Source organism: Streptomyces sp. NPDC051921, from assembly GCF_040680975.1.
In the GTDB taxonomy this organism is placed as follows: domain Bacteria; phylum Actinomycetota; class Actinomycetes; order Streptomycetales; family Streptomycetaceae; genus Streptomyces.
Map to the genome: position 1 here is coordinate 13,962 of NZ_JBFAXU010000014.1, position 21,840 is coordinate 35,801.

Below are 21,840 nucleotides of genomic sequence, written 5' to 3' on the forward strand. Positions count from 1 at the left end.
GGAGGCGGTGCGGTGGCGGAGGGGGAGTCACCCGACGGGCGTGAACTCGCGTGCGGCGATGAAGGCGGGCCGGCGGACCGGAGCGGCGAACGGGGCCTCCGGACGGTTCTCGACACTGTTGAAGACGAGGAACACGTTGCTGCGCGGGTACGGGGTGATGTTGTCGCCCGAGCCGTGCATCGCGTTGCAGTCGAACCAGGTCGCCGACCCCGGGGCGCCCGTGAACTGGCGGATGCCGCACGCCTCCGCGAAGCGGGTCAGGGCCTCGTCGGACGGGGTCCCGGCGTCCTGCATCTGCAGCGACTTCTTGTAGTTGTCCTTCGGCGTGGCGCCGGCGCAGCCGAGGAAGGTCCGGTGCGAGCCCGGCATGATCATCAGGCTGCCGTTGGTCGTGTGGTTCGCGGTCAGCGCGATCGACACCGAGACGGTCCGCATCTGCGGCAGGCCGTCCTCGGCGTGCCAGGTCTCGAAGTCGGAGTGCCAGTAGAAGCCGCTGGCCCCGAAACCGGGCTTCACGTTCACCCGCGACTGGTGGACGTACACGTCGGAGCCGAGGATCTGCCGGGCGCGGCCGACGACCCGGGGGTCGGCGGCGAGGCGCGCGAACACCTCGCTGATCCGGTGCACCTCGAAGACGGAACGGATCTCCTGCGTGCCCGGCTCCACCACGGCCCGCTCGTCCTCGCGCACCTTCGGGTCGGTGACGAGCCGGTCCAGCTCGGCCCGGAGCTCCACGACCTCGTCCGGGGTGACGAGCGCGTCGACCGTGGCGAAGCCGTCGCGCTCGTACTCCTCCAGCTCACGGGCCCAGAAGGGGCCGGGTGTTCCGGGGCCGGACCACACGACGGGGTCCTTGCGGCCGACGAGCACCTCTTCGGTGCCGCGGGTGGGGTAGAGGTCGACGGGACGGGTGGGTGCGGAGGTCATGAGGAGCAGTGCCTGCCTTTCTCGTGTCTCTGGTCGCGGGTGGCGCGGGTGGCGCGGGTGTTGCGCGGGGTGTGCGTGTTCTTCGGGTTCTCGTACGGGTGCTGCGCGGTGTGATGCGGCGTCAGGCCGGGTCGGGCTCGGTGAGCAGCGGGTAGACGCCGTTCTCGTCGTGGTCCTCGCGGCCCGTGACGGGCGGGTTGAAGACGCACAGGCAGCGGAAGTCCTGCTTGACCTTGAGGGTGTGCCGCTCGTGCCCGTCGAGCAGGTACATCGTTCCGGGCGTGATCGTGTACGAGCGGCCCGTCTCGTGGTCGGTGAGTTCGGCCTCGCCGGCGGTGCACACGACGGCCTCGACGTGGTTCGCGTACCACATGGACGTCTCGGTCCCGGCGTACAGCACGGTCTCGTGCAGGGAGAAGCCGACCCGCTCACGGGCCAGGACGATGCGCTTGCTCTCCCAGGTGCCGGAGGCGGCACGGACGTGCCGGTCGGTGTTCTCGATCTCGGCGAAGCTACGGACGATCACGGGTGGGGTCTCCCTTTCGGGGGTCGGGCTGGTCGGGCTGGTCGGGCGGGTCGGACGGCGCGGACCGTCCGGACGGGTCCGGCCGGCGCACGGGCCAGGCAGGTCCGGCAGGCCGGCAGGTCCGGCCGGTCAGGCGGCGACGGCGGCGCGGTCGGCGGCGTGCCGTACGGAGCGGGCCAGGATGCCGAGCCCCTCGTCGAGCTCGTCGTCGGTCGCCGTGAGCGGCGGCAGGAGCTTGACCACCTCGCCGTGCGGCCCCGAGGTCTCCAGGAGCAGGCCGAGCTCGAAGGCCCGCCGGCACACGGCCTCGGCACGCTCGCCGTCGGTGAACTCCAGGCCCCAGACGAGCCCCCGGCCCCGGTGGGCGATGCCCGTCCGTCCGTCGTCGCCGCACAGGTCGCCGAGGGCCTGTTCGATCCGATCGGCCCGGTTCAGGGTGCGCTCGCGCAGGGCGCCGTCGCGCCAGTAGGCGTCGAGCGCGGCGGTCGCGGTGACGAAGGCCGGGTTGTTGCCACGGAAGGTGCCGTTGTGCTCGCCGGGCTGCCAGAGGTCCAGCTCCGGGCGGAACAGGCACAGCGCCATGGGCAGGCCGTAGCCGCTGATGGACTTGGACAGGGTGACGATGTCGGGCGTGATGCCCGCCTCCTCGAAGGAGAAGAAGTCCCCGGTGCGGCCGCAGCCCATCTGCACGTCGTCGACGATCAGGAGCATGTCGTGGCGTCGGCACAGGTCCGCGAGGCCGCGCAGCCACTCGGCCCGTGCGACGTTGATCCCGCCCTCGCCCTGCACGGTCTCGACGATCACGGCCGCCGGGTGGTCGAGCCCGGAGCCCGGGTCCGCGAGCAGTTTCTCGAACCACAGGAAGTCCGGCACCTGGCCGCCGAGGTAGTGGTCGAACGGCATCTGCGCGGCGTGGTGGAGGGGGACGCCCGCGCCGGCCCGCTTGGTGGCGTTGCCGGTGACGGCGAGGGAGCCGAGCGACATGCCGTGGAAGGCGTTGGTGAAGGACACGACGGTCTCCCGCCCGGTCACCTTGCGGGCGAGCTTCAGGGCCGCCTCGACGGCGTTGGTGCCGGTGGGGCCCGGGAACATCACCTTGTAGGGGAGGGCGCGCGGTTCGAGGACCGTCTCGCGGAACGTCTCCAGGAAGTCGCGTTTGGCGGTCGTCGACATGTCGAGGCCGTGGGTGACGCCGTCACCGGCCAGGTAGTCGAGCAGGGCCCGCTTCAGGACCGGATTGTTGTGGCCGTAGTTGAGGGAGCCCGCGCCGGCGAAGAAGTCGAGGAAGGGGCGCCCGTGCTCGTCGTACAGCCGGCTGCCCCGGGCCTGTTCGAAGACCACCGGCCAGGCACGGCAGTAACTGCGCACCTCCGATTCGACGGTCTCGAAGACGGACGGGGCGATGTCGGTGAGGGTCACGGTTCTCCCGTATCTCGATGGGGGGTGGGTGGATGAGGAAGTCGGGCGTGCGTCGTCGGCGCCCGGGGTGCCGGCCGGACGGTCAGGCGGACGCCGGTGGACCGATGCGGTAGAGCACCTCGGGCTCGTGGACACCTGCCTCGGGCGTGTCGGGGAAGGCGGTGGTGGGGAACAGGACCTCCCGCGTCACGGTCGCGCCGTGCCGGCGTGCGTAGGAACGGAAGAGCCGGTCGGAGGGGATGTTCCCCGGGGTGACCGTGGCTTCGAGCCGGACCGGCCCGTGCTCCGTCGCCACGCGGGCGGACAGGGCGTCGAGCAAGGCTGCGGCTACCCCGGTTCCGCGGTGCGAACCGTCCACGGCCACCTGCCAGACGAAGAGCGTCCCCGGCGCCTCGGGCCGCAGGTACCCGGTCACGAAGCCGACCGCGCGCCCCGAGGCGTCGCGGGCGACGGCGCTCGTCGCGGCGAAGTCGCGGCACCACAGCAGATAGCTGTAGGGCGAGTTGACGTCCAGTTCCCCCGACTCGCGGGCGATGCGCCAGAGGTCGGCACCGTCCGCCACCTCGGCGGGGCCGATGGCGACGCGGGCCCTCGGGGTTGTCACGTGTGCTGTGGTCATGTGGGCCGAAGCTACCCAGCGCACCGGCGAACTTCCTGGTCCGGAAGGGTTGTGCGGCGCTGAGAAATGCGGTAGGTGCGCAAAACTGGTTCGGCGGGGAACTCCGTCACTTCCCGCCCGTCAAACAGGCCGACAAACGGACAAAATGCCCGTTTATAACAGCTGGGTAACGGCTCCGTGGTGTTTGCTGTGCCCATTACGATCTTGTGCGAACCTGCCGCCCTTCACGTTTGAAGCGGCCAGGCGGGGTCAGAAGTAAGAGTTCGCGGGACGGCTGGGCATGCCCGGCAGGGCCTCCGGAGCGGATCCGGACGGGATGCCGGGAGCGGGTTCGCGAGCGGATCCGGGACTCATTCCTCTTCGACGAGGTGTACGGCGGCCTCCTCCGCGGACGCCGCACCGCCGTCGATGCCGACGTCGCGCGCGTAGCCCTCCAGCGGGGACAGGGCGAGGCCGTTGTCCGGTGCCACGAGTCGGCCGGCCCGGCGGGCGCCCACCTCGCGGTCCAGCGGCTCGCCGTCGGTGTCCGCGGCGTCGCCGATGCCGTCCCATTCGGGGTCCGAGCTTTCTTCGGGCAGCTCCTCGGCGAGTCGCTGCTCGAGGGTCTCGCCGCGCAGCCGCTCGGCCGCGGTGACTCCCGTGTGCTCGACGGCCCACGGCCGGTCCGGCGGCACGTACCCCTCCTCCACGGGGTCGACGGGCCCGACGAGCGTGTCCGAGGCGTCGAGCAGGCCCGCGTCGTCCTGCACCTCGCTGCCGTCGGGCTGGTAGACGTCGTCGCCCCAAGCCTCGCCGGCCTCGTTCTCGATCATGCGGAATCTCCAGCCACTCTTCGATCGGCACGAGCCGCACTTCCATGCTCCGTGTCCGGCCCGCGACCCGCCACCCCACGTCGCCCGTACCGGTCGGCACCCTTGTGCCGGCTGCGTCCCACGCTCCGGTCGGTGGCACTCGATCCCCGGCGGGAACGTCGACGCCGCCGTGCCGCCCGGCGGGAACCTTGACGCCGCCGTGCCGCCCGGCGGGAACCTTGACGCCGCCGCGCTGTCCGGCGGGAACCTTGACGCCGCCGTGCTCCCCCGCGCGGACCCCGCCGCGACCGTGCTGCCGTCCCTGACCTGACCTGCCCCGATCGGACCCGACTCGGCCCGACGCGACTCGGCCCGACGCGACTCGGCCCGACCCGACGCGACTCGGCCCGACCTGTCCGGACCCCACCCGTCCGGACCCCACCCGTCCTGCCCCGTCCTGACCGGACCTGGCCGGCCCGAGCGGGCGTGCCGGGCCGGCCGTGCCGCGCGGGGCCCCCGCTCGGCGCTCAGCCGAAACTGCGTCGGTACGCGTGCGGGCTCACGCCCGTGGTCCGCTTGAAGCGGTCCCGGAACGCGGTGGGGGAGCCGAAGCCGACCTGGGCGCCGATCCCTTCGACGGAGTGCCGCGTGGTCTCCAACAGGTGCTGGGCCTGCCGGACCCGCGCCCGGTGCAGCCATTGGAGCGGCGTCGTACCGGTCTGCTCGCGGAAGCGGCGGATCAGCGTCCGGGTGCTCGTCCCCGCCCGCGCGGCGATGTCGTCGAGGGTGAGCCCGCGTCCCAGGTTGTCCTGCAACCACGCGAGGAGCGGCTCCAGATCGGAGCCCCGGGGGACCGGCGGGCGGTCGTGGACGATGAACTGTGCCTGCCCGCCCTCCCTTTCGAGCGGCACGACGGCCAGCCGCGCGGCATCGGCGGCCACCGCCGAACCGTAGTCGGCGCGGACCATGTGCAGACACAGATCGAGGCCCGCTGCCGCGCCGGCCGACGTCAGGAACTGCCCGTTGTCGACGTACAGCACGTCGGGATCGACCGTCAGGCGCGGGAACTCCGCGGCCAGCAGGTCGGCCGCGATCCAGTGCGTGGTGACCCGCAGTCCGTCGAGGAGGCCCGTGGCCGCCAGGGGGAACGTCCCCGCGCAGATGGACGCGATCCGCGTCCCGTTCTCCGCCGCCGTGCGCAGCGCTTCCCGCACCTCGTCGGGCAGCGGCGCCGTGGGATCGGCCGTTCCCGGTACGACGACGGTGTCCGCCTCCCGCAGCGCGTCGAGTCCCCAGGGCGCCCGCAGGGCGAACGTCCCCGCGTCGATCTCGGGCCGGGCGGCGCACACCCGCACCTGGTAGCCCGGGCGACCGTCGGGCAGTCGGGCGCGCGTGAACACCTCGACGGGCGTCGCGAGGTCGAACGGGATCACCCGGTCCAGAGCGAGGACGGCCACGGTGTGCATGGCGTGAATATAGCCCGCCACCAGGAGGGCGGCGCCAGGACTGCGAGCCATTCGATCGGTCTTTTCGCAGGTCACAGCCCATGGAGCCAGGTGGTGCACGGGTGTGTCACTTTTCCGTTGATACCTGGCACTCTCGCCACTGGGATCATGCACGGTCACGACATAGCCTCGGCACCGCCGGGGTCGCCCGGCCCCCGGACAAGCCCTGCTTCCCGCCCTCGAAGGCCCCCATGACCAAACTCTTCCTCACCCTGCACGTCCTGGCCGCCATCGTGGCCGTGGGACCCGTGACGGTCGCGGCGAGCATGTTCCCGCCCGCCCTCCGCCGCGCGCACCGGTCCCCGGACGACCCCGGGGCGCGCGCCACCCTCGCCACCCTGCACCGCGTGTGCCGCGTCTACGCCGCCCTCGGCATCGCCGTACCCGTCTTCGGCTTCGCCACCGCGAGCAGCCTCGGCGTGCTCGGCAGCGCCTGGCTGATCGCCTCCGTCGTCCTCACCGCGGCCGCCGCCGCGATCCTGGCCCTGGCGATCCTCCCGGCCCAGGAACGTGCTCTGGCACCTGGCGGAGGGGGAGCGGTCGCGGCAGCCGGACGCCTGTCGGTGCTCGCGGGCGTCTTCAACCTGCTGTGGGCCACCGTGACGGTCCTGATGATCGTCCGCCCCGGCTCCACCACCGGAGCGTGACCATGGACCCCGCCCTCCGCCCGCTGCGCTTCGCCGCCCACGCCGAACTCGCCACGCTCGTCGTGATGCTGGCCAACCTCGCAGGCCCGCACCTGAGGGCCGTCTCCTCCCTCATGGGTCCGGCGCACGGCTGCGCGTACCTCTTCGTCGTCGGCGCGACCTGGCGGATCACCCGCGCCGCACGCCTGACCCGGGTGGTCGCCCTGGTCCCCGGAATCGGGGGTCTCCTCGTCCTCCGACAGCTGCGCGCGCACCGCGTCTCCACCGCCTGGACCAATCCCGGATGTGAACCTGAGGCGCCCACGGGGTAAAACGAAGGGCAACACCCCTCTCATTCGAACGGACACGCGCGCGTTGAGCATGCTTCCTGGGTCACGTGTGCCAGGCAGGACCTGGACGATCCGCCTCGGCGGTCACCCCGATCACTCCGCTTCGGTCACCTGCACCACGGCGGGCTGCCGCATGCCCGCCCGGTCCAGGGACCTCCAGGCCCTGCGCGTCTTCGCCGCCGAACACGCCCGGGCACACGCCCGCCTGGCCACCCCCCGCCCCAACGCCGCCTGTGCCTGCGGTGCCACCGGCTGCCGGCACCATGCCGCCCGGGCCACCTGCACCGGCCGGACGCTCCTGGTCCTCATCCACAACCCGGCCCTCGCCGAGGTCTGGACGCTCGCCGAGATCTGCCAGGCCTGCGCGCCCCTGATCTCGCACGCCACCGTCGTGGCGGGGGCCGGGCCGGCCGGCGCCCGTGAATCCCTCGCCGCCCGGGCAGCCGCGGCGGCGGGGGCCGCCGGTGCCACAGGGGCGACGGGGACGACCGGTGTGACGGGGGCAGGCGGCCCGACCGGGGGCGTCCCCCCGGTGGCATCCCCGGCCGCGCCCACGACCCCGCCCGTCGTGCCGATGATGTTCTCGTCCCCGGAGGCGGCCGGCGGCCCCGCGGCACCCGGCCCCTCGACGCACCGTCGGCGGCCCCGCCACGGCGGCGGCCGGGGCGGGCAGGGCGGGCAGGGCGGGCAGGGCGGGCAGGGCGGAAACCGCCCGCGTCGCGGCCGTTCCTGACGCGTGCTCCGCCCTCCGTCGGACGACGGAGGGCGGACTCCCTCGGGCCGCCGAGCCGGCTGGTCGACCGGGAGGGCCGCCCAGCGGATGATCACGACCGCACCCGGTGAACGGGGCCGTCTGCCGCCTTTCTAGGCTGACCCCCATGTCCGACGAGTCTCCCCTCATCCGTAGCCTCCGCGCTGCCCTCGCCGCCGCCCCCGAAGACGTGCCCCTGCGGCTGCACTTCGCCGAACTCCTCCTTGCCGAGGGGCGAAACGACGAGGCCGTCAGCCAGGCCGCGGTCGCGCTCCAGCACGCGCCGGGCGACCCGGCGGCACGGGACCTGATGGTCCGGGCCATGAGTCTGCCCGCCCCCACCCCGCCGCCGACCGCGCCCTCGCCGCCGCCCCCCACCGCCCCGGAGCCCCGGCGGCCCGCCGCCACGGACTCGCCCGCGGTCGGCCCGGACACCATCGGCCCGGACACGACGGGCCCGGACGCGACCGGCCCGGACACGACGGGCCCGGACGCGACCGCCTCCGCAGCCGCCGCCCGACCCCCGGCCGAGTCGCCCGCCTTCGACTGGGACGCCGCCGAGCAGGAGGTCGCGGGCCTCGTCGGCCCCCGCTTCGCCGACCACGACACCGAGGAGCCGCTGACCTCCGACGGCAGCGGCGACGCGGGCGACGCGTCCGCCTGGGACATCGACGGGCCGGGCGCCGTACGCCTCGCCGACGTCGGCGGCATGCAGGAGGTCAAGGACCGCCTGGAGGCCGCGTTCCTCGCCCCGATGCGCAACCCCGAGCTCCGCCGCCTGTACGGCAAGTCGCTCCGCGGCGGCCTGCTCCTGTACGGGCCCCCCGGCTGCGGCAAGACGTTCATCGCCCGTGCCGTCGCGGGCGAACTCGGCGCCGGCTTCATGTCGGTGTCGCTCTCGGACATCCTCGACATGTACATCGGCACGTCCGAGAAGAACGTCCACGACATCTTCGAGACCGCCCGCCGCCAGTCCCCGTGCGTCGTCTTCCTCGACGAGCTGGACGCCCTCGGCGCCAAGCGCTCCCGCAGCCACCACAGCGGACTGCGCAACGTCGTCAACCAGCTTCTCACCGAGCTGGACGGCGTCGACGGCGACCGCAACGAGGGCGTGTTCGTCCTCGCCGCCACGAACGTGCCGTGGGACGTCGACCTGGCCCTGCGCCGCCCCGGCCGGCTGGACCGCACCCTGCTCGTCCTGCCCCCCGACGCCCCGGCCCGGGAGGCGATCCTCCGCTACCACCTGCGCGACCGGCCCATCGAGTCCGTCGACCTGAGTAAGATCGTCAAGGTCACCGAGGACTTCTCCGGCGCCGACCTCGCCCATGTCTGCGAGACGGCCGCCGAGTCGGCGCTGCTGGACTCCGCGCGCAGCGGCAAGGTCCGCATGATCGGCACCAAGGACCTGCTCCAGGCGGCCAAGCAGATCCGGCCTTCCAGCGAGTCCTGGTTCGCCTCCGCCCGCAACGTGGCCATGTTCGCCAACGACGGCGGCATGTACGACGACCTCGTCGCCTACCTGAAGAAGAAGCGGAAGCTGTGAGCCGGCACCCTGACGTCGTGAAGTCCGAGGCCCTGTACGACCTCGGTCGCTACGAGGAGAGTCGCGAGGCCGCCGTGCGCCGGGTCGCGGAGGACCCCGACGACCCTTACGGCTGGCTGGCGCTCGCCCGTTCGCAGGCGGCACTGCGCCTGCGGGAGGAGGCCCTCTCCGCGGTGGGCGAGGCGGTGCGCCTGGCGCCCGAGTGGAGCAGCGCCCACTTCGTCCGCGGCTTCGTCCTGCGCCGGATGGACCGCATCGAGGAAGCCGAGGAGGCGCAGCGTGAGGCGATCCGGTGCAACCCGGAGAACTGGGCTCCGCGCGCCCAGCGCGCCGAGCTGCTGATCTCCCTCCCCGGGCAGAAGGCGGCGGCGCTGGCGGAGGCTCACGAGGCGGTACGGCTCGGCCCGGACGAGCCGGAGACCTGGGAGGCGATGTACAAGGCGGCTGCCTTCAACGAGCGGCCCGACCTGTCGCGCGACGCGGTGAAGCAGCTGCTGCGCATCGACCCCACGCACACGCTCGCCGTCTCACTGTCCACCCGACAGGAGGCCGCCAAGCCCGGCACCTCCGCCGCGCGGGCCGCCGACCTGTACGCCGGCGGTCTCGCCGCCGCCCCCGACTCCAACTGGCTGCGCGGTGACCTCGACAGGGCCGTCTACCGGATGCTGCGGGGGACCCGCTGGCTCGCGCTGCTCTGCCTGGTCATGGCGGGTGTCACCCTCGACGTCTTCCCCACCGACGGCGAGGAGCCGAAGGAACTCCCCATCCACCTCGGCACCCGGCTCTGGGCGCTCGCGCTCATGGCGGCGGTGTGGGGCTTCGGCGCCCTGCGCCGCTACCAGCGGATGCGCACCGGCGCCCAGCTGGCCGTCCTCGCCCTCGTCCGCGCCCCCCGCGAACGCTCGTTCTGGCCCAGGGTCGTACTCGGACAGGCCACCTGGGCCACCCTGTGCGCGCTGCTGCTCGTGGTCCTTCCCTGGACCGAACGCACCGTCCCCCAGGTGCTGTTCTGGCTGGCACTCGTGCCGAACCTGCTCAGCATCACCCACGACAGAGACAAGGTCCGATGAGCGGGACACTGGAACAGGCCGACGTCCTCTTCGACCTCGGACGCTTCGAGCAGGCCGCCGAGCTCGCCGCCCGGCACCTCGCCGGCCACCCCGACGACACCACCGCGCTCGTGCTGCTCGCCCGCTGCCGGCACCGCCTCGGCGACGAGGGAGAGGCGCTCGCCACCGTCGAACAGGCCCTGCGCGTCGCGCCCGAGTCCGTGAGCGCCTGGCTGATGCGCACCCACATCCTGCTCGCGCTGAAGGAGCACGAGCAGGCCGAACGCTCCGCCCGGCGGGCCGTCGAACTCGCCCCGCAGTACTGGGGGAGCCACTACACCCTCGGCACCGTCCTCGACCGCTCCGTCCGCCCGGAACGCCAGCGTGCGGCGTACGAAGCCGCGCGTACGGCCGTCGCCCTCGCCCCCGAGGAGGCCGACGCGCACTTCCTCGTGGGCCTGACCGCCCAGCGCACCGGCAACCACCAGGTCGCCCGGCAGGCGTACGAGACGACGCTGCGGCTCAACCCGGAGAGCAGCGAGGCCCACAACAACCTCTCGCTGCTCCACCTGCGCCGCCATTGGCTGCGCCCCGGCTCGTGGACCAGGGCCGCCGAGGGCTTCGTCCAGTCGGCCGCGCTCGACCTGAACGACCGCCAGGCCCGCTACAACCTGGAGACGATGGCCTGGGGGACCGTGTCCGGCTCCCGCTGGGTGGCCCTCGCCGGGATCGTCGCGGTGTCCACCGGGGCCACCCACCTGCGGGCGGGCGCCACCGGGACCGACGCCCTCGTCACGTACCTGGTGTGCGCGGCGGTGCTCCTCGGGGGCTGGGGAGTCTGGCTGCTGTGGCTGACCCGGCGGGTCCCGCCCCACCTGCGGCGTCCCCTCCTGCTGGTGGCGCGCGGCTGCCGGCAGGTGCTCGGGATGGCGTTCGCCATCGCGCTGCTCGTCGTCCACTCGGTCCTGGCGTTGGTGCTGTGGCGCAGCGCCCTCTTCGGTGGCCTCGCCCTTCCGCTGGTCATCTTCGCCCTCGTGATGTCCGTGGCCGGCCGCACCGCTCTCCAGCAGCGCGCGCCGAAGCCGTAGGGGCGGCCGGTCGGCGCCCGGAGGCCGGGGGCGGCGGCCTCCAGGCGCGGTACGTGAGGGCCGTGCGGCCCTGCCCGACCCCCGGGTCAGCCCGCCGCCCGGTACGCCTCCGTCAGCTTGCGCACGGCGCCCGCCGGGTCGCCCGCCAGAAGCAGATGGTCCGCCTCGGCGAACGGCTTGGCCGTGGCCTGCGTGAGGCGCTGCCCGATCCGCTCCTGCACGATCAGCCGGGCCCGCGTGACGAGCGCCCTGCTCTCGGGGGAGTCGCCCCGCCCGGCCGACTGCAGTGCCCCGGCCGCGATGCCCAGGGCCCGCAGGACGGGCTCGCCGCCTGCCGGCGCCGCGGCCAGGGTCGTCAGGCCCCAGCCGTACGGGTACTGCGGGTCGTAGGCCCGGTCGCCCACGTTGATCGGCAGCTGCTCCTGCGACTTCGGCCAGGTGACCGGCAGCCGGCCGGTGAACGGCCGCTTGCCGTAGAGGACGTCGGCGACGCCGTCCCCCTCCGTTCCGGGCAGCCAGGACGCCACGAGCGCGTCGACGGCCGGCAGCCGGTCGCCGACGAGCTGCGGGCGTCCGGACACGACGAGGACCGCGCACGGCATCGCGTCGCAGACCCTGTCCACGGCCGCCCGGTCCGCGGCGGTCAGCTCCAGGTCGTGGCCGTTGCCGACGTCGCCGACTCCCTCGGCGTACGGGGTCTCGCCGACCACGACCACACCGACGTCGTATCCGCCGGTGGGCGCGGAGGCGTCCTTCGAGTAGGCGATGTCGGCCGTCGGCGCTGCCCTGCGCATGCCCTCGAGGATCGTGGTGCCGGTGGTCGTACGGCCGGAGGAACCCTGCCAGCTGATCGTCCAGCCGCCGGTCTGGTTGCCGAGGTCGTCGGCGTTCGAGCCGGCCACGTACACCTTCTGCGAGGGCTTCAGGGGCAGCACGGCACCCTCGTTCTTCAGCAGCACCTGCGACTTCGCGACGGCCTCGCGCGCCACGGCGCGGTGCTCGGGCGATCCCACGGACGGCAGGTTCGTGGTGTCCGCGTACGGCTCGTCGAACAGGCCGAGGCGGAACTTCTGGGTCAGGATCCGCGCCACGGCGTCGTCGACGCGTGCGGGGGCGATCCGGCCCGCCGTGACCTCGGCGGCGAGGGTGCGGGTGAACTCCTGGTAGTTCGTCGGGACCATGATCATGTCCAGGCCGGCGTTGACGGACGTGCGGACGTCACTCGGGTAGTCGCCGGGGATCTGGTCGATGGCCTGCCAGTCGCTGATGACGAAGCCCTCGAACCCCATACGGCCCTTGAGCACGCCGTTGATCATCTCGGCGTTCGCGTGCATCTTGACGGGGCCGGCGCCGTCGTCCAGGACGTCCAGCGAGGAGTACGAGGGCATGACCGTACCCGCGCCGCGGCGGACGGCCTCGGCGAACGGGGCGAGGTGGACCGCCTCCAGTTCCTGCCGGGTGACGCGGGTGACGCCCTGGTCGATGGTGTACGAGCCGGTGGCCGACGAACCGAACTGGGTGCCGCCGTCGCCGACGAAGTGCTTGGCACTGGTCAGGACCTTGTCGTTGCGCTTGAGGTCCCGGCCGTCCCGCGCGCCCTGCATCCCGTTGATCACGGTCTCCATGGCGGTGACGAGCGCCGGGTCCTCGCCGAAGGCCTCGTAGGAGCGTCCCCAGCGCTCGTCGCGGGTCACGCACAGGCACGGCGCGAAGTCCCAGGGGACGCCGGTGGCCCGTACCTCCTTGGCCGTGACCGCGCCCGTCCGCGCCGCCAGCCCCGGGTCGCGGGCGGCGCCGATGCCGATGTTGTGCGGCATGACCGTCGCCCCGACGACGTTGTTGTGCCCGTGCACCGCGTCCACGCCGTAGATCAGCGGGATCTGCAGGCGGGTGGCCCGGGTGCGCAGCTGGTACGCGTCCACCATCCTGGCCCATGCCTCGGGAGTGTTGGGGGCCGGCACGGAACCGCCGCCGGAGAGCAGGGAGCCGAGCCCGTAGCCGGCGATGTCGCCGGGCGAGCGCAGCGCGTTGCGCTCGGCCTGGGTCATCTGGCCGGTCTTCTCCTGCAGGGTCATCCGCCCGACCAGGTCGGCGACCCGCTCGCGGACGGGTCGTCGCCTGTCCAGGTACGGCAGACCGTGGGCGTTCACCACGACGAACGGCGGCTCGGCCGGCGCCTTGGCGCCGTTCACGCCCAGCACGAGCGGGATGCTCTCGGCGGTCTCGGCCGTGCCGTCCTTCAGCGTCGCCACGGTGAGGGAGCGGGTCGCACCGGAGGGCGTCCCGGCCGGGAAGACGACGCTCCCGCTGACCGGCGTGTAGTCCCTGCCGGGCTCGGCGCCACCGCTGCGGCTGTCGTCCGTCGCGTAGGTCACGGTGACGGGCTCACCGAGCGGCGTGGCACCGGTGGTGGTCACCGACAGCTCGATGCGGGCGGAGCCGCCCTCGTCGACGGGGTGCACCACGGACCGCGTGACGACCCGGGTGTTCAGCGCGGGCTCGGCCCGGCCGTACAGCTCCACGCCGTCGAGGGCGAACGTGCCCGGTGCGCCGGTCGGCAGGGTGAGGGCGTACCCCCACATGGCGTCGAGCCCGAGGACCTGGTCGATGCCGCCGACGGGCTGGTAGTCGGCCCGGTAGTGGAACTCGGAGAACGGGATCTCGACCAGGTGCCAGCCCTCCCAGTCGTCCGTGAAGGACGTCGTCCACAGCTCGGACGCCTCTCCGTTCGCCCCGCCGTCCTTGATCTCGAAGTTGATCCGCCGGCCCGAACCGGGCGGCAGCGGGGCGGTGTTCTGGCCGTACCACCAGAAGCGGACGCCCCTGTACGCGGTCCAGTCCTGCGCGGGCCGGTCGAAGGCGAAGTCGTGGGTGAAGCCGCCCCAGCCGCTGATGTCGTAGCGCCCTTCGAGGACCTTGTCCCCTTCGGGGGCGTCGGCCCGCTCGGCCAGCGCGAGGCGTGGGTGGTCGTCGGCGTCGCTGCCCCAGGTGAACAGCCCCTCGGCGGGAGGTCCGGCGAACGGCACCTCGCCCTCGAAGCGGTCGACGGGTCGGGGAACGGGGTCCTCCGCGGCGGCTGCGCTCGGCAGGGCGCCGGTGAGCAGTCCGGCGAGCACGGCGGTCGCCGCGACCACCGCCGGTCCGGCCGTCCTTCGGTATCGCTTGCGTGGCATGCGGGGCTCCTTGGACAGGGGAGGCTGTCGGTAGGGGAGGGGGACAGGACCGTGCGGGGGCACGCTGGAGGGGTCAAGCGGAGCGCCGCACGACGAGCTCGGTGGGCAGCACGAGCGGCTCGTCCGGCAGCGGCGCGCCGCCCAGCCCGGCGAGCAGCATCCGGGCGGCGGCCTCGCCCATCGCCCGCATCGGCTGGCGGACGGTGGTCAGGGGCGGTTCGGTGTGCCGGGCCATCGGCAGGTCGTCGAAGCCGACGAGCGCGACATCGTCCGGGACGCGGCGGCCGACGGCCCTGAGGGCGCGAAGGGCCCCGGCCGCGATGAGGTCGTTGTGCGCGAAGACGGAGTCGAAGGGCCGACCCTCGGCGAGGGAGCGTTCGACGGCGTCGCGGCCGGTGTCCTCGGTGAACTCACCGTTGATGACGAGATCGGTGGGCAGCACGTCGACGAACCCCGCGAGCCGCTCGCGGACGCAGCCGAAGCGGGTGGGTCCCGTGATCACCAGGGGCCGCTCCCGACCGGTGGCGAGCAGGTGGGCCGCGGCAGAGGCACCGCCGATGTGGTGGGTGGTGGCCACCGAGGGGAACGCCGGCCGGTGGCCGTGGTCGTCGACGAGCACGACGGGCATGCCGCGCCGGTGCATCGCGGTGACGGTGCCGAGGGTGCCCTCGGGGAGGACGACGAGCAGCCCGTCGAAGGCACGGGCGGAGACCTGGGTGGCGAAGTGGGCGACGGAGTCGGCACCGCGGTTGCAGGTGAACAGCAGCATGCCGTACCCGGCCGCCTCGACGGTGTCGGCGACTCCCTGGAGCACCTCCCCCATCCAGGGCCAGGTGAGGGAGGGCGTGAGCATGCCGATGGTTCGGCTGCTGCCGCGGGCCAGGCCCACGGCACCGGAGCTGGGGACGTAGCCGAGGACGTCGATCACTTCACGAACGCGGGCGGCGGTGGCCCCGTCGACCTCGGCCTTCGTGTTGAGGACCCGTGACACCGTGGTCTTGCTGACCCCCGCAGCTCGTGCGACATCGGAGATCGTGACACGCATCGAGAGCCTCCCCGGCGGATCTGACATCGCTGTCGGAACCGGTTCCGACGTGGCAGCCGAGAGTCAACAGCGGTGCGGGCATGTCGTCAAGACTTCACGCCACCTTGGGGTGAAACCCAAGTTCAGTACCTGTAGCGGGAGTTGAGCGTTCATGCTGTGAATGCGCGAAGCCTTGACGCGCCTGGTTCAGACCTTTACGTTCGCCGCTCGTAAAGCGGAATCGCGTTCATGTCCATGAATGCCGCGCCGCGTCGAGAGGACCCCCACATGCATCGCACACGCCTGCCGCTGACCCTGGCGGTGCTCGCCCTCGCCGCCGGCGGCATCACCGTCGCCGCCGGCCCGCCCGCCGAGGCAGCCGCCGGCCGGATCACCGGGATCGGCGGGAAATGCGTCGACGTCGCCGGAGCCGACCCGGCGAACGGGACGCCCGTCCAGCTCTACGACTGCAACGGCACCGCCGCCCAGAACTGGGACGTGGGCGCCGACGGCACCATCAGGGCGCTCGGCAAGTGCCTGGACGTGACCTCCGCCGGCACGGCGAACGGGACGAAGGTGCAGCTCTGGGACTGCAACGGCACCGCCGCCCAGCGCTGGACCGTGACCGCGGCCCGCGACATCGTCAACCCGCAGGCGGACAAGTGCCTGGACGCCACCGGCAACAGCTCCGCCAACGGCACCCGGCTGCAGATCTGGACGTGCACCGGGGCGGCGAACCAGAAGTGGACGGCGCCTCCCGCCGGCGGACCGGATCCCGCACCCGGCGGGAACATGGCGGTCGCGCCGTACCTCTACAACGGCTGGGGCAGCCCGCCCAGCCCGACGACCGTCATGAACGCCACCGGGGTCAAGTGGTTCACGCTGGCCTTCGTCCTCAGCAACGGCTACTGCAACCCGCAGTGGGACGGCGGGCACCCCCTCGTGGGCGGCGTCGACCAGCAGACCGTCAACACCGTCCGGGCGGCCGGCGGGGACGTCATCCCCTCCTTCGGCGGGTGGAGCGGCAACAAACTGGAGAGCTCCTGCTCCAGCCCGGGCGAACTCGCCGCCGCCTACCAGAAGGTCATCGACGCGTACGGCCTGAAGGCCATCGACATCGACATCGAGGCCGCCGCCTACGACAGCCCCACCGTCCAGCAGCGCACGGTGGACGCGCTCAGGACCGTCAAGGCGAACAACCCGGGCCTCAAGGTGTACGTCACCTTCGGGACCGGCCAGAACGGCCCGGACACCAGCCTGATCAACCGGGCGGTCGCGGCCGGCCTCGTGGTCGACAGCTGGACCATCATGCCCTTCAACTTCGGCGGCAACGGGCAGAACATGGGCACCCTGACCACCCGTGCGGCCGAAGGACTCAAGACCGCGGTGAAGAACGCGTACGGCTACAGCGACGACCAGGCCTACCGCCACACCGGCATCTCCTCGATGAACGGCGTCACGGACGTCGGCGAGACCATCACCCAGAACGACTTCCGCACCGTCCTCGCCTACGCCCAGCAGCGGCACCTCGCCCGGCTGACCTTCTGGTCCGTCAACCGTGACCGCCCGTGCACCGGCGGCGGCGCCGACACCTGCTCCGGCATCGCACAGCAGCCGTGGGACTTCACCAGGATCCTCGCGGCCTACACCGGCTGACGCGCCCACGGCACGTCCCCGCCCCGAACCCCCCACCTCCACGAGGAGTCCCTCAGCATGCCCGTCCCCCTCCGTCCCCACCCCCGGCCCGGCCGCCTCGGCGCGGTCCTCGCCGCCGGCGCCGCGGTCTGTTCCGTCCTGGTCGCCCTGTCGCCGGGCTCCGCGGCGGCCGAGGCCCCGCTCGAGGCTGCGTCCGCCCTCCCCACGGGCTGGGTCACCGTCGCCAACAGCGGCAGCGGCAAGTGCGTCGACGCCCGCGCCGCCCGGACCTCCAACGGCACCGCCGTACAGCAGTACGCCTGCAACGGCACCACCGCCCAGCAGTGGACCGTCACCGCGACATCGGACGGCTACGTACGTATCGGCAACCGTAACGACCCGGCCCAGGTCGTCGACGTCAGCGACGTGTCGACCGCCGACAACGCCCCCGTCCACCTCTGGACGTACGGCGGCGGCCCCAACCAGCAGTGGCAGGCCGTCGACGACGGGGGAGGCGCCTACCGCTTCGTCAACCGCAACAGCGGGAAGTGCCTCGACGTGCCCGCCGCCTCCACGGCCGACAGCGTGCAGCTCGTCCAGTACACGTGCAACGGAACGGCCGCCCAGCGCTTCCAGGTGACACCGGTCGGCACCGCGCCCGGCGACGTCGACCTCGGTCCGAACGTCGTCGTCCTGGACCCCTCGATGCCCTCCTCCACGATCCAGGGCCGACTGAACACGATCTTCCAGCGCCAGGAGACCAACCAGTTCGGCCAGGAGCGCTACGCCGTCCTGTTCAAGCCCGGCACGTACGCCAACGATGTCAACGTCGGTTTCTACACCCAGGTCCTCGGCCTCGGCGAATCGCCCGACGCGGTGACGATCAACGGTGCCGTGCACGTGGAGGCCGACTGGTTCCCGCCGCAGAACGCCACCCAGAACTTCTGGCGCGGCGCCGAGAACCTCTCCGTCAACCCCACCGGCGGCACCGACCGCTGGGCCGTCTCCCAGGCCTCGGCCTACCGCCGCATGCACGTGCGCGGCAACCTGGAGCTGAGCGACGGCGGCTGGTCCAGTGGCGGCTTCATGGCCGACACCAAGATCGACGGCCAGGTCCGCTCCGGCAGCCAGCAGCAGTGGCTCACCCGCAACTCCCAGCTCGGCAGCTGGACCGGCTCGAACTGGAACATGGTCTTCGTGGGCAGCCAGGGCGTCCCCGCCACGACCTTCCCCAACCCGCCGTACACCACGGTCGACCGCAGCCCGGTCGTGCGCGAGAAGCCCTTCCTCACCGTCGACGCCGACGGCGCCTACCAGGTGATCGTGCCCACCGGCCGCGCCGACTCCACCGGCGCGAGCTGGACGGCCGGTGGCACCTCCGCCGGGGCCCGGCTCGGCATCGACCGCTTTCACGTCGTGAAGCCCGGGGCGACCGCGGCCCAGATCAACGCCGCTCTCGCCGCCGGCAAGGACCTCCTGGTGACCCCCGGCGTCTACCACCTGGACCAGACGCTCCGGGTCACCCGCCCCGACACCGTGGTCCTCGGCCTCGGCCTCGCCACCCTCGTCCCCGACAACGGCATCACCGCCATGACCGTCGCCGACGTCGACGGAGTGAAGATCGCGGGCCTGCTCTTCGACGCCGGTACCGCCAACTCGCCCACCCTCCTGGAAGTCGGCCCCGCCGGCTCCTCCGCCTCCCACGCGACGAACCCGACCTCGCTCCACGACGTGTACTTCCGCGTCGGCGGCGCGGGCGTGGGCAAGGCCACCACCAGCCTCGTCGTCAACAGCGACCACGTCATCGGCGACCACATGTGGATCTGGCGCGCCGACCACGGCAGCGGCGTGGGCTGGACCACCAACACGGCCGACACCGGACTGGTGGTGAACGGTGACGACGTGACCATGTACGGCCTGTTCGTCGAGCACTACCAGAAGCACCAGACCGTGTGGAACGGCAACCGCGGCCGCACGTACTTCTACCAGAACGAGATGCCGTACGACCCGCCCAACCAGGCCGCCTGGATGAACGGCGCCACGCAGGGCTACGCCGCCTACAAGGTCGCCGACTCCGTCACGAGCCACCAGGCCTACGGACTCGGCAGCTACTGCTACTTCAACGTCAACCCCGGCGTCGCCGCCGAACACGCCATCGAGGCGCCCAACCGCCCCGACGTGCGCTTCCGGAGCATGGTCACCGTCTCTCTGGGCGGCACCGGCACCATCCGGCACGTCGTCAACGACCGTGGGGGCCCCTCGAATTCGTCCACCAACGTCGCCAACCTGGTGAGCTATCCGTGACCCGGCGATAAATCGGTGTTCCCCTGCGCTCGTCGGTGCCTAGACTCCAGCCGAACCGACGAGCCGAAGAATCGCCCTGGCCACCGGGACCGAGTCGGATGAAGACCGACTCGGTGACGAAGGCCGACCCGGTCACCGGGACCACGGGACGATCAAGATCACCGAAGGGAGACGACCATGCGCGCGACCACTCCCGCGTCCGCCGCCACGGTCGTCTCCCGCGCCCGGTACGACGTGATCCTGGCCTCTTCGTCGCTCCGGTGCCGGCTGCGCGGCCGTCACCGCTGACCCGCGACGAGAGAGGCCCTTGGGCTCCTCAGCTCCTCACCGCCCCCGTCGTCACGGGAATCGCGCTGCCCTGCGTCCGCATCGCACGCGAATCGAGAATCACCATGCGTCACCGCCTCCCCATCCGCAACCTCGGCATCCTCGCCCACGTCGACGCCGGCAAGACCACGCTCACCGAGCGGTTCCTCTACCTCACCGGCGCCACCCACAAGCGCGGCGAGGTCCACGACGGCACCACCGTCACCGACTTCGACCCGCAGGAGCGCGACCGCGGCATCACCATCTTCAGCGCCGCCGTCAGCTGCGACTGGGACGGCCACCGGCTCAACCTGATCGACACGCCGGGACACGTCGACTTCGCGGACGAGGTCGAACGCGCCCTGCGCGTCCTGGACGGTGCGGTCGCCGTCTTCGACGCCGTCGCGGGCGTCGAGCCGCAGAGCGAGTCCGTGTGGCGCCAGGCCGACCGGCACGGCGTCCCGCGCATCGCCTTCGTCAACAAGCTGGACCGCGCCGGCGCCGACCTCGACAACGCCGTGGCCAGCATCCGCACCCGCCTCGGCGCCGTACCGCTGCCGGTGCAGCTGCCCATCGGGAGCGAAGACGCCTTCACCGGTGTCGTCGACCTCGTCCGGATGCGCGCCACCACCTGGCCGGCCGGCTCCGACACGTACGAACTCGGTCCCGTGCCCGAGGAACTGCGCGACGAGGCCGCGCGCCGACGACGTGTGCTGGAGGAGACCGTCGCGGAACTGCACCCCGCGGCCCTGGAGGAGTTCTGCGAGAAGGACACGCTCGGCGACGACACGCTGGTCGCCGCGCTGCGCGACCTGACCCTCTCCCGAGAGGCCGTGGTCGTGCTGTGCGGCTCGGCCTACCGCAACCGCGGGGTGGAGCCGCTGCTCGACGCCGTCGTCGCCTACCTGCCCGCTCCCGCGGACGTACCTCCGGTGCGCGGCGAGCACCCGGCCGATCCGGACGCGCCGCTCACCGCGCTCGCCTTCAAGGTGACGACGACGCCCACCGGCCGCATGACCTATCTCCGCCTCTACGCCGGAACCCTGAGGAAGGGGGACACCGTGCTCGACACCACCGCGGGCCGCACCGAACGGATCTCCCGCATCCTGCGGGTCCAGGCCGACCGCACCACGGAGGCCGATCTGGCCGTCGCCGGCGACATCGTGGCCGTCGTGGGACCGAAGACGGCCCGCACCGGTGCCACCCTGTGCGCACCCGACGCACCCGTGCTCCTGGAACCGCCCGTCTCCACCACCCCGGTGGTCTCCGTCGCGGTCGAGGCCCGGAGCGGGCGTGACACAGAACGCCTCGCCACCGCCCTGGCCCGCCTCACCGAGGAGGACCCGTCCCTGACCGTGCGGACTGCCCCCGAGTCCGGTCAGACCGTGCTGTCCGGACTCGGCGAGCTCCACCTGGAGGTGGCCGTCGAGAAGCTGCGGCGAGGCCAGGACCTCGACGTCACGGTCGGCCGGCCCCGGGTCGCCTACCGGGAGGCCCCCGCTGGAGCGGTGACCGGCCTGACCTACCGGCACGTCAAACAGGACGGCGGCGCCGGCCAGTTCGCGGTCGTCGTCCTCGACGTCGCACCCCTGGAGGAAGGAGACGGCATGCGCGACGGTGAGGGCGCCTTCGCCTTCCGCTCGACCGTGACGGGTGGCCGCGTCCCCCAGGAGTTCGTCCGCGCGGTCGAAGCGGGCTGCCGCGACGCCCTGACCGAAGGACCGCTCGGCGGTCACCCCGTCACCGGCGTGCGCGTCACCCTCACGGACGGGGCCACGCACGTGAAGGACTCCTCGGAGCTCGCCTTCCGTGCGGCGGGCCGTCTCGCCCTGCGCGAGGCGCTCCGGACGGGCGGCACGACGCTGCTCGAACCTGTCGCCGAGGTCACGGTCACGGCACCCGAGACCGCCGTCGGCACCGTCCTCGGCGACCTGACGGCCCGTCGTGCGCGGATCACCGACTCGACCACGCACACCGGCACGGCGGTCCTGACCGCCACCGTCCCGCTGGCGGCCCTCTTCGGCTACGCGACCCACCTGCGCAGCCGCACCCAGGGCCGCGCCACGTTCACCACCCGCCCCGCGGGCTACGCCCCGAAGGCCTGACCGCCCCGGGGCCCGGCGCCGACGACGCCGGGCCCCGGCCGGGCGGACCCCGGTGGGGCGGTCCTGGGGCGGACGGCCTTGGGCGGGCGGGCCGGGGCG

At 72.8% G+C, this 21,840-nt stretch carries 17 protein-coding genes; 9 read left to right on the top strand and 8 right to left on the bottom strand.

Translation table 11 applies throughout. The features are described 5' to 3' along the window. Positions 1–27: 27 nt before the first annotated feature. The 6 genes from thpD to AB0M16_RS19595 all read right to left on the bottom strand — a co-directional run bounded on the left by thpD (position 28) and on the right by AB0M16_RS19595 (position 5,748). Entirely contained in the window at positions 28–927 is a 900-nt protein-coding gene (gene thpD, locus AB0M16_RS19570) for an ectoine hydroxylase (RefSeq protein WP_365344448.1), read from the bottom strand. 121 nt (positions 928–1,048) lie between these two features. Next, on the bottom strand, positions 1,049–1,453 hold the full coding sequence (locus AB0M16_RS19575) for an ectoine synthase (RefSeq protein WP_365344450.1): 405 nt from the start codon (positions 1,451–1,453) through the stop codon (positions 1,049–1,051). Positions 1,454–1,582: 129 nt separating this feature from the next. After that, positions 1,583–2,872 (bottom strand): diaminobutyrate--2-oxoglutarate transaminase, encoded by a 1,290-nt coding sequence (gene ectB / locus AB0M16_RS19580; RefSeq protein WP_365344452.1) that lies wholly within the window; start codon positions 2,870–2,872, stop codon positions 1,583–1,585. A gap of 82 nt (positions 2,873–2,954) precedes the next feature. Continuing rightward, the gene (ectA, locus tag AB0M16_RS19585) at positions 2,955–3,491 is read right to left on the bottom strand and encodes a diaminobutyrate acetyltransferase (protein ID WP_365344454.1); all 537 of its coding nucleotides are present in this window, start codon (positions 3,489–3,491) and stop codon (positions 2,955–2,957) included. Between the two features lie 350 nt (positions 3,492–3,841). Continuing rightward, complete coding sequence (locus AB0M16_RS19590) at positions 3,842–4,303, bottom strand: DUF5709 domain-containing protein (RefSeq protein ID WP_365344456.1); 462 nt, start codon at positions 4,301–4,303, stop codon at positions 3,842–3,844. Between the two features lie 506 nt (positions 4,304–4,809). Next, on the bottom strand, positions 4,810–5,748 hold the full coding sequence (locus tag AB0M16_RS19595) for a helix-turn-helix domain-containing protein (protein WP_365344786.1): 939 nt from the start codon (positions 5,746–5,748) through the stop codon (positions 4,810–4,812). Between the two features lie 230 nt (positions 5,749–5,978). Here AB0M16_RS19595 and AB0M16_RS19600 point away from each other — a divergent pair, with 230 nt between their 5' ends. The 6 genes from AB0M16_RS19600 (at position 5,979) to AB0M16_RS19625 (ending at position 11,194) form a co-directional block, all read left to right on the top strand. Continuing rightward, entirely contained in the window at positions 5,979–6,434 is a 456-nt protein-coding gene (locus AB0M16_RS19600) for a hypothetical protein (protein ID WP_365344458.1), read from the top strand. Positions 6,435–6,436: 2 nt separating this feature from the next. Beyond that, positions 6,437–6,745 carry a DUF3817 domain-containing protein gene (locus AB0M16_RS19605; RefSeq protein WP_365344461.1) on the top strand — a complete coding sequence of 103 codons (309 nt, stop codon included), beginning with the start codon at positions 6,437–6,439 and terminating at the stop codon, positions 6,743–6,745. A gap of 151 nt (positions 6,746–6,896) precedes the next feature. Continuing rightward, entirely contained in the window at positions 6,897–7,496 is a 600-nt protein-coding gene (locus AB0M16_RS19610) for a hypothetical protein (RefSeq protein WP_365344463.1), read from the top strand. Positions 7,497–7,641: 145 nt separating this feature from the next. After that, the gene (locus AB0M16_RS19615; RefSeq protein WP_365344465.1) at positions 7,642–9,057 is read left to right on the top strand and encodes a tetratricopeptide repeat protein; all 1,416 of its coding nucleotides are present in this window, start codon (positions 7,642–7,644) and stop codon (positions 9,055–9,057) included. A gap of 17 nt (positions 9,058–9,074) precedes the next feature. Continuing rightward, positions 9,075–10,127, top strand: a complete 1,053-nt coding sequence (locus AB0M16_RS19620; protein WP_365344467.1) for a hypothetical protein — start codon at positions 9,075–9,077, stop codon at positions 10,125–10,127. Further along, positions 10,124–11,194: a tetratricopeptide repeat protein gene (locus AB0M16_RS19625; protein WP_365344469.1), complete on the top strand. Its 1,071-nt coding sequence runs from the start codon at positions 10,124–10,126 to the stop codon at positions 11,192–11,194. The genes AB0M16_RS19620 and AB0M16_RS19625 overlap by 4 nt, the downstream gene beginning before the upstream one ends. A gap of 86 nt (positions 11,195–11,280) precedes the next feature. Here the strand turns inward: AB0M16_RS19625 and AB0M16_RS19630 are convergent, their stop codons facing one another. Together AB0M16_RS19630 and AB0M16_RS19635 are read right to left on the bottom strand one after the other, a co-directional pair. Continuing rightward, on the bottom strand, positions 11,281–14,367 hold the full coding sequence (locus AB0M16_RS19630) for a glycoside hydrolase family 3 N-terminal domain-containing protein (protein WP_365344471.1): 3,087 nt from the start codon (positions 14,365–14,367) through the stop codon (positions 11,281–11,283). Between the two features lie 73 nt (positions 14,368–14,440). Continuing rightward, a complete protein-coding gene (locus AB0M16_RS19635) occupies positions 14,441–15,412 on the bottom strand; it encodes a LacI family DNA-binding transcriptional regulator (RefSeq protein ID WP_365344474.1) in 972 nt (323 codons plus the stop codon). Between the two features lie 267 nt (positions 15,413–15,679). On the opposite strand from AB0M16_RS19635, the gene AB0M16_RS19640 reads away from it, so the two are divergent. The 3 genes from AB0M16_RS19640 to fusA all read left to right on the top strand — a co-directional run bounded on the left by AB0M16_RS19640 (position 15,680) and on the right by fusA (position 21,741). Next, a complete protein-coding gene (locus tag AB0M16_RS19640; protein ID WP_365344476.1) occupies positions 15,680–17,047 on the top strand; it encodes a ricin-type beta-trefoil lectin domain protein in 1,368 nt (455 codons plus the stop codon). Between the two features lie 57 nt (positions 17,048–17,104). Further along, the gene (locus tag AB0M16_RS19645) at positions 17,105–19,330 is read left to right on the top strand and encodes an RICIN domain-containing protein (RefSeq protein WP_365344478.1); all 2,226 of its coding nucleotides are present in this window, start codon (positions 17,105–17,107) and stop codon (positions 19,328–19,330) included. A 392-nt stretch (positions 19,331–19,722) separates the two neighbouring features. Continuing rightward, positions 19,723–21,741, top strand: coding sequence for an elongation factor G (fusA, locus tag AB0M16_RS19650; protein WP_365344480.1), 2,019 nt, complete (start codon positions 19,723–19,725; stop codon positions 21,739–21,741). Positions 21,742–21,840 lie beyond the last annotated feature (99 nt).

Excerpts from the sequence above, each read along its gene's own strand:
- AB0M16_RS19645 (WP_365344478.1), top strand. The coding sequence starts at position 17,105 with ATGCCCGTCCCCCTCCGTCCCCACCCCCGGCCCGGCCGCCTCGGCGCG.
- AB0M16_RS19595 (WP_365344786.1), bottom strand. The coding sequence starts at position 5,748 with ATGCACACCGTGGCCGTCCTCGCTCTGGACCGGGTGATCCCGTTCGAC.
- AB0M16_RS19605 (WP_365344461.1), top strand. The coding sequence starts at position 6,437 with ATGGACCCCGCCCTCCGCCCGCTGCGCTTCGCCGCCCACGCCGAACTC.
- AB0M16_RS19590 (WP_365344456.1), bottom strand. The coding sequence starts at position 4,303 with ATGATCGAGAACGAGGCCGGCGAGGCTTGGGGCGACGACGTCTACCAG.
- AB0M16_RS19635 (WP_365344474.1), bottom strand. The coding sequence starts at position 15,412 with ATGCGTGTCACGATCTCCGATGTCGCACGAGCTGCGGGGGTCAGCAAG.
- AB0M16_RS19630 (WP_365344471.1), bottom strand. The coding sequence starts at position 14,367 with ATGCCACGCAAGCGATACCGAAGGACGGCCGGACCGGCGGTGGTCGCG.
- thpD (WP_365344448.1), bottom strand. The coding sequence starts at position 927 with ATGACCTCCGCACCCACCCGTCCCGTCGACCTCTACCCCACCCGCGGC.
- AB0M16_RS19615 (WP_365344465.1), top strand. The coding sequence starts at position 7,642 with ATGTCCGACGAGTCTCCCCTCATCCGTAGCCTCCGCGCTGCCCTCGCC.
- AB0M16_RS19625 (WP_365344469.1), top strand. The coding sequence starts at position 10,124 with ATGAGCGGGACACTGGAACAGGCCGACGTCCTCTTCGACCTCGGACGC.
- ectA (WP_365344454.1), bottom strand. The coding sequence starts at position 3,491 with ATGACCACAGCACACGTGACAACCCCGAGGGCCCGCGTCGCCATCGGC.
- AB0M16_RS19610 (WP_365344463.1), top strand. The coding sequence starts at position 6,897 with ATGCCCGCCCGGTCCAGGGACCTCCAGGCCCTGCGCGTCTTCGCCGCC.
- AB0M16_RS19600 (WP_365344458.1), top strand. The coding sequence starts at position 5,979 with ATGACCAAACTCTTCCTCACCCTGCACGTCCTGGCCGCCATCGTGGCC.
- AB0M16_RS19640 (WP_365344476.1), top strand. The coding sequence starts at position 15,680 with ATGCATCGCACACGCCTGCCGCTGACCCTGGCGGTGCTCGCCCTCGCC.
- fusA (WP_365344480.1), top strand. The coding sequence starts at position 19,723 with ATGCGTCACCGCCTCCCCATCCGCAACCTCGGCATCCTCGCCCACGTC.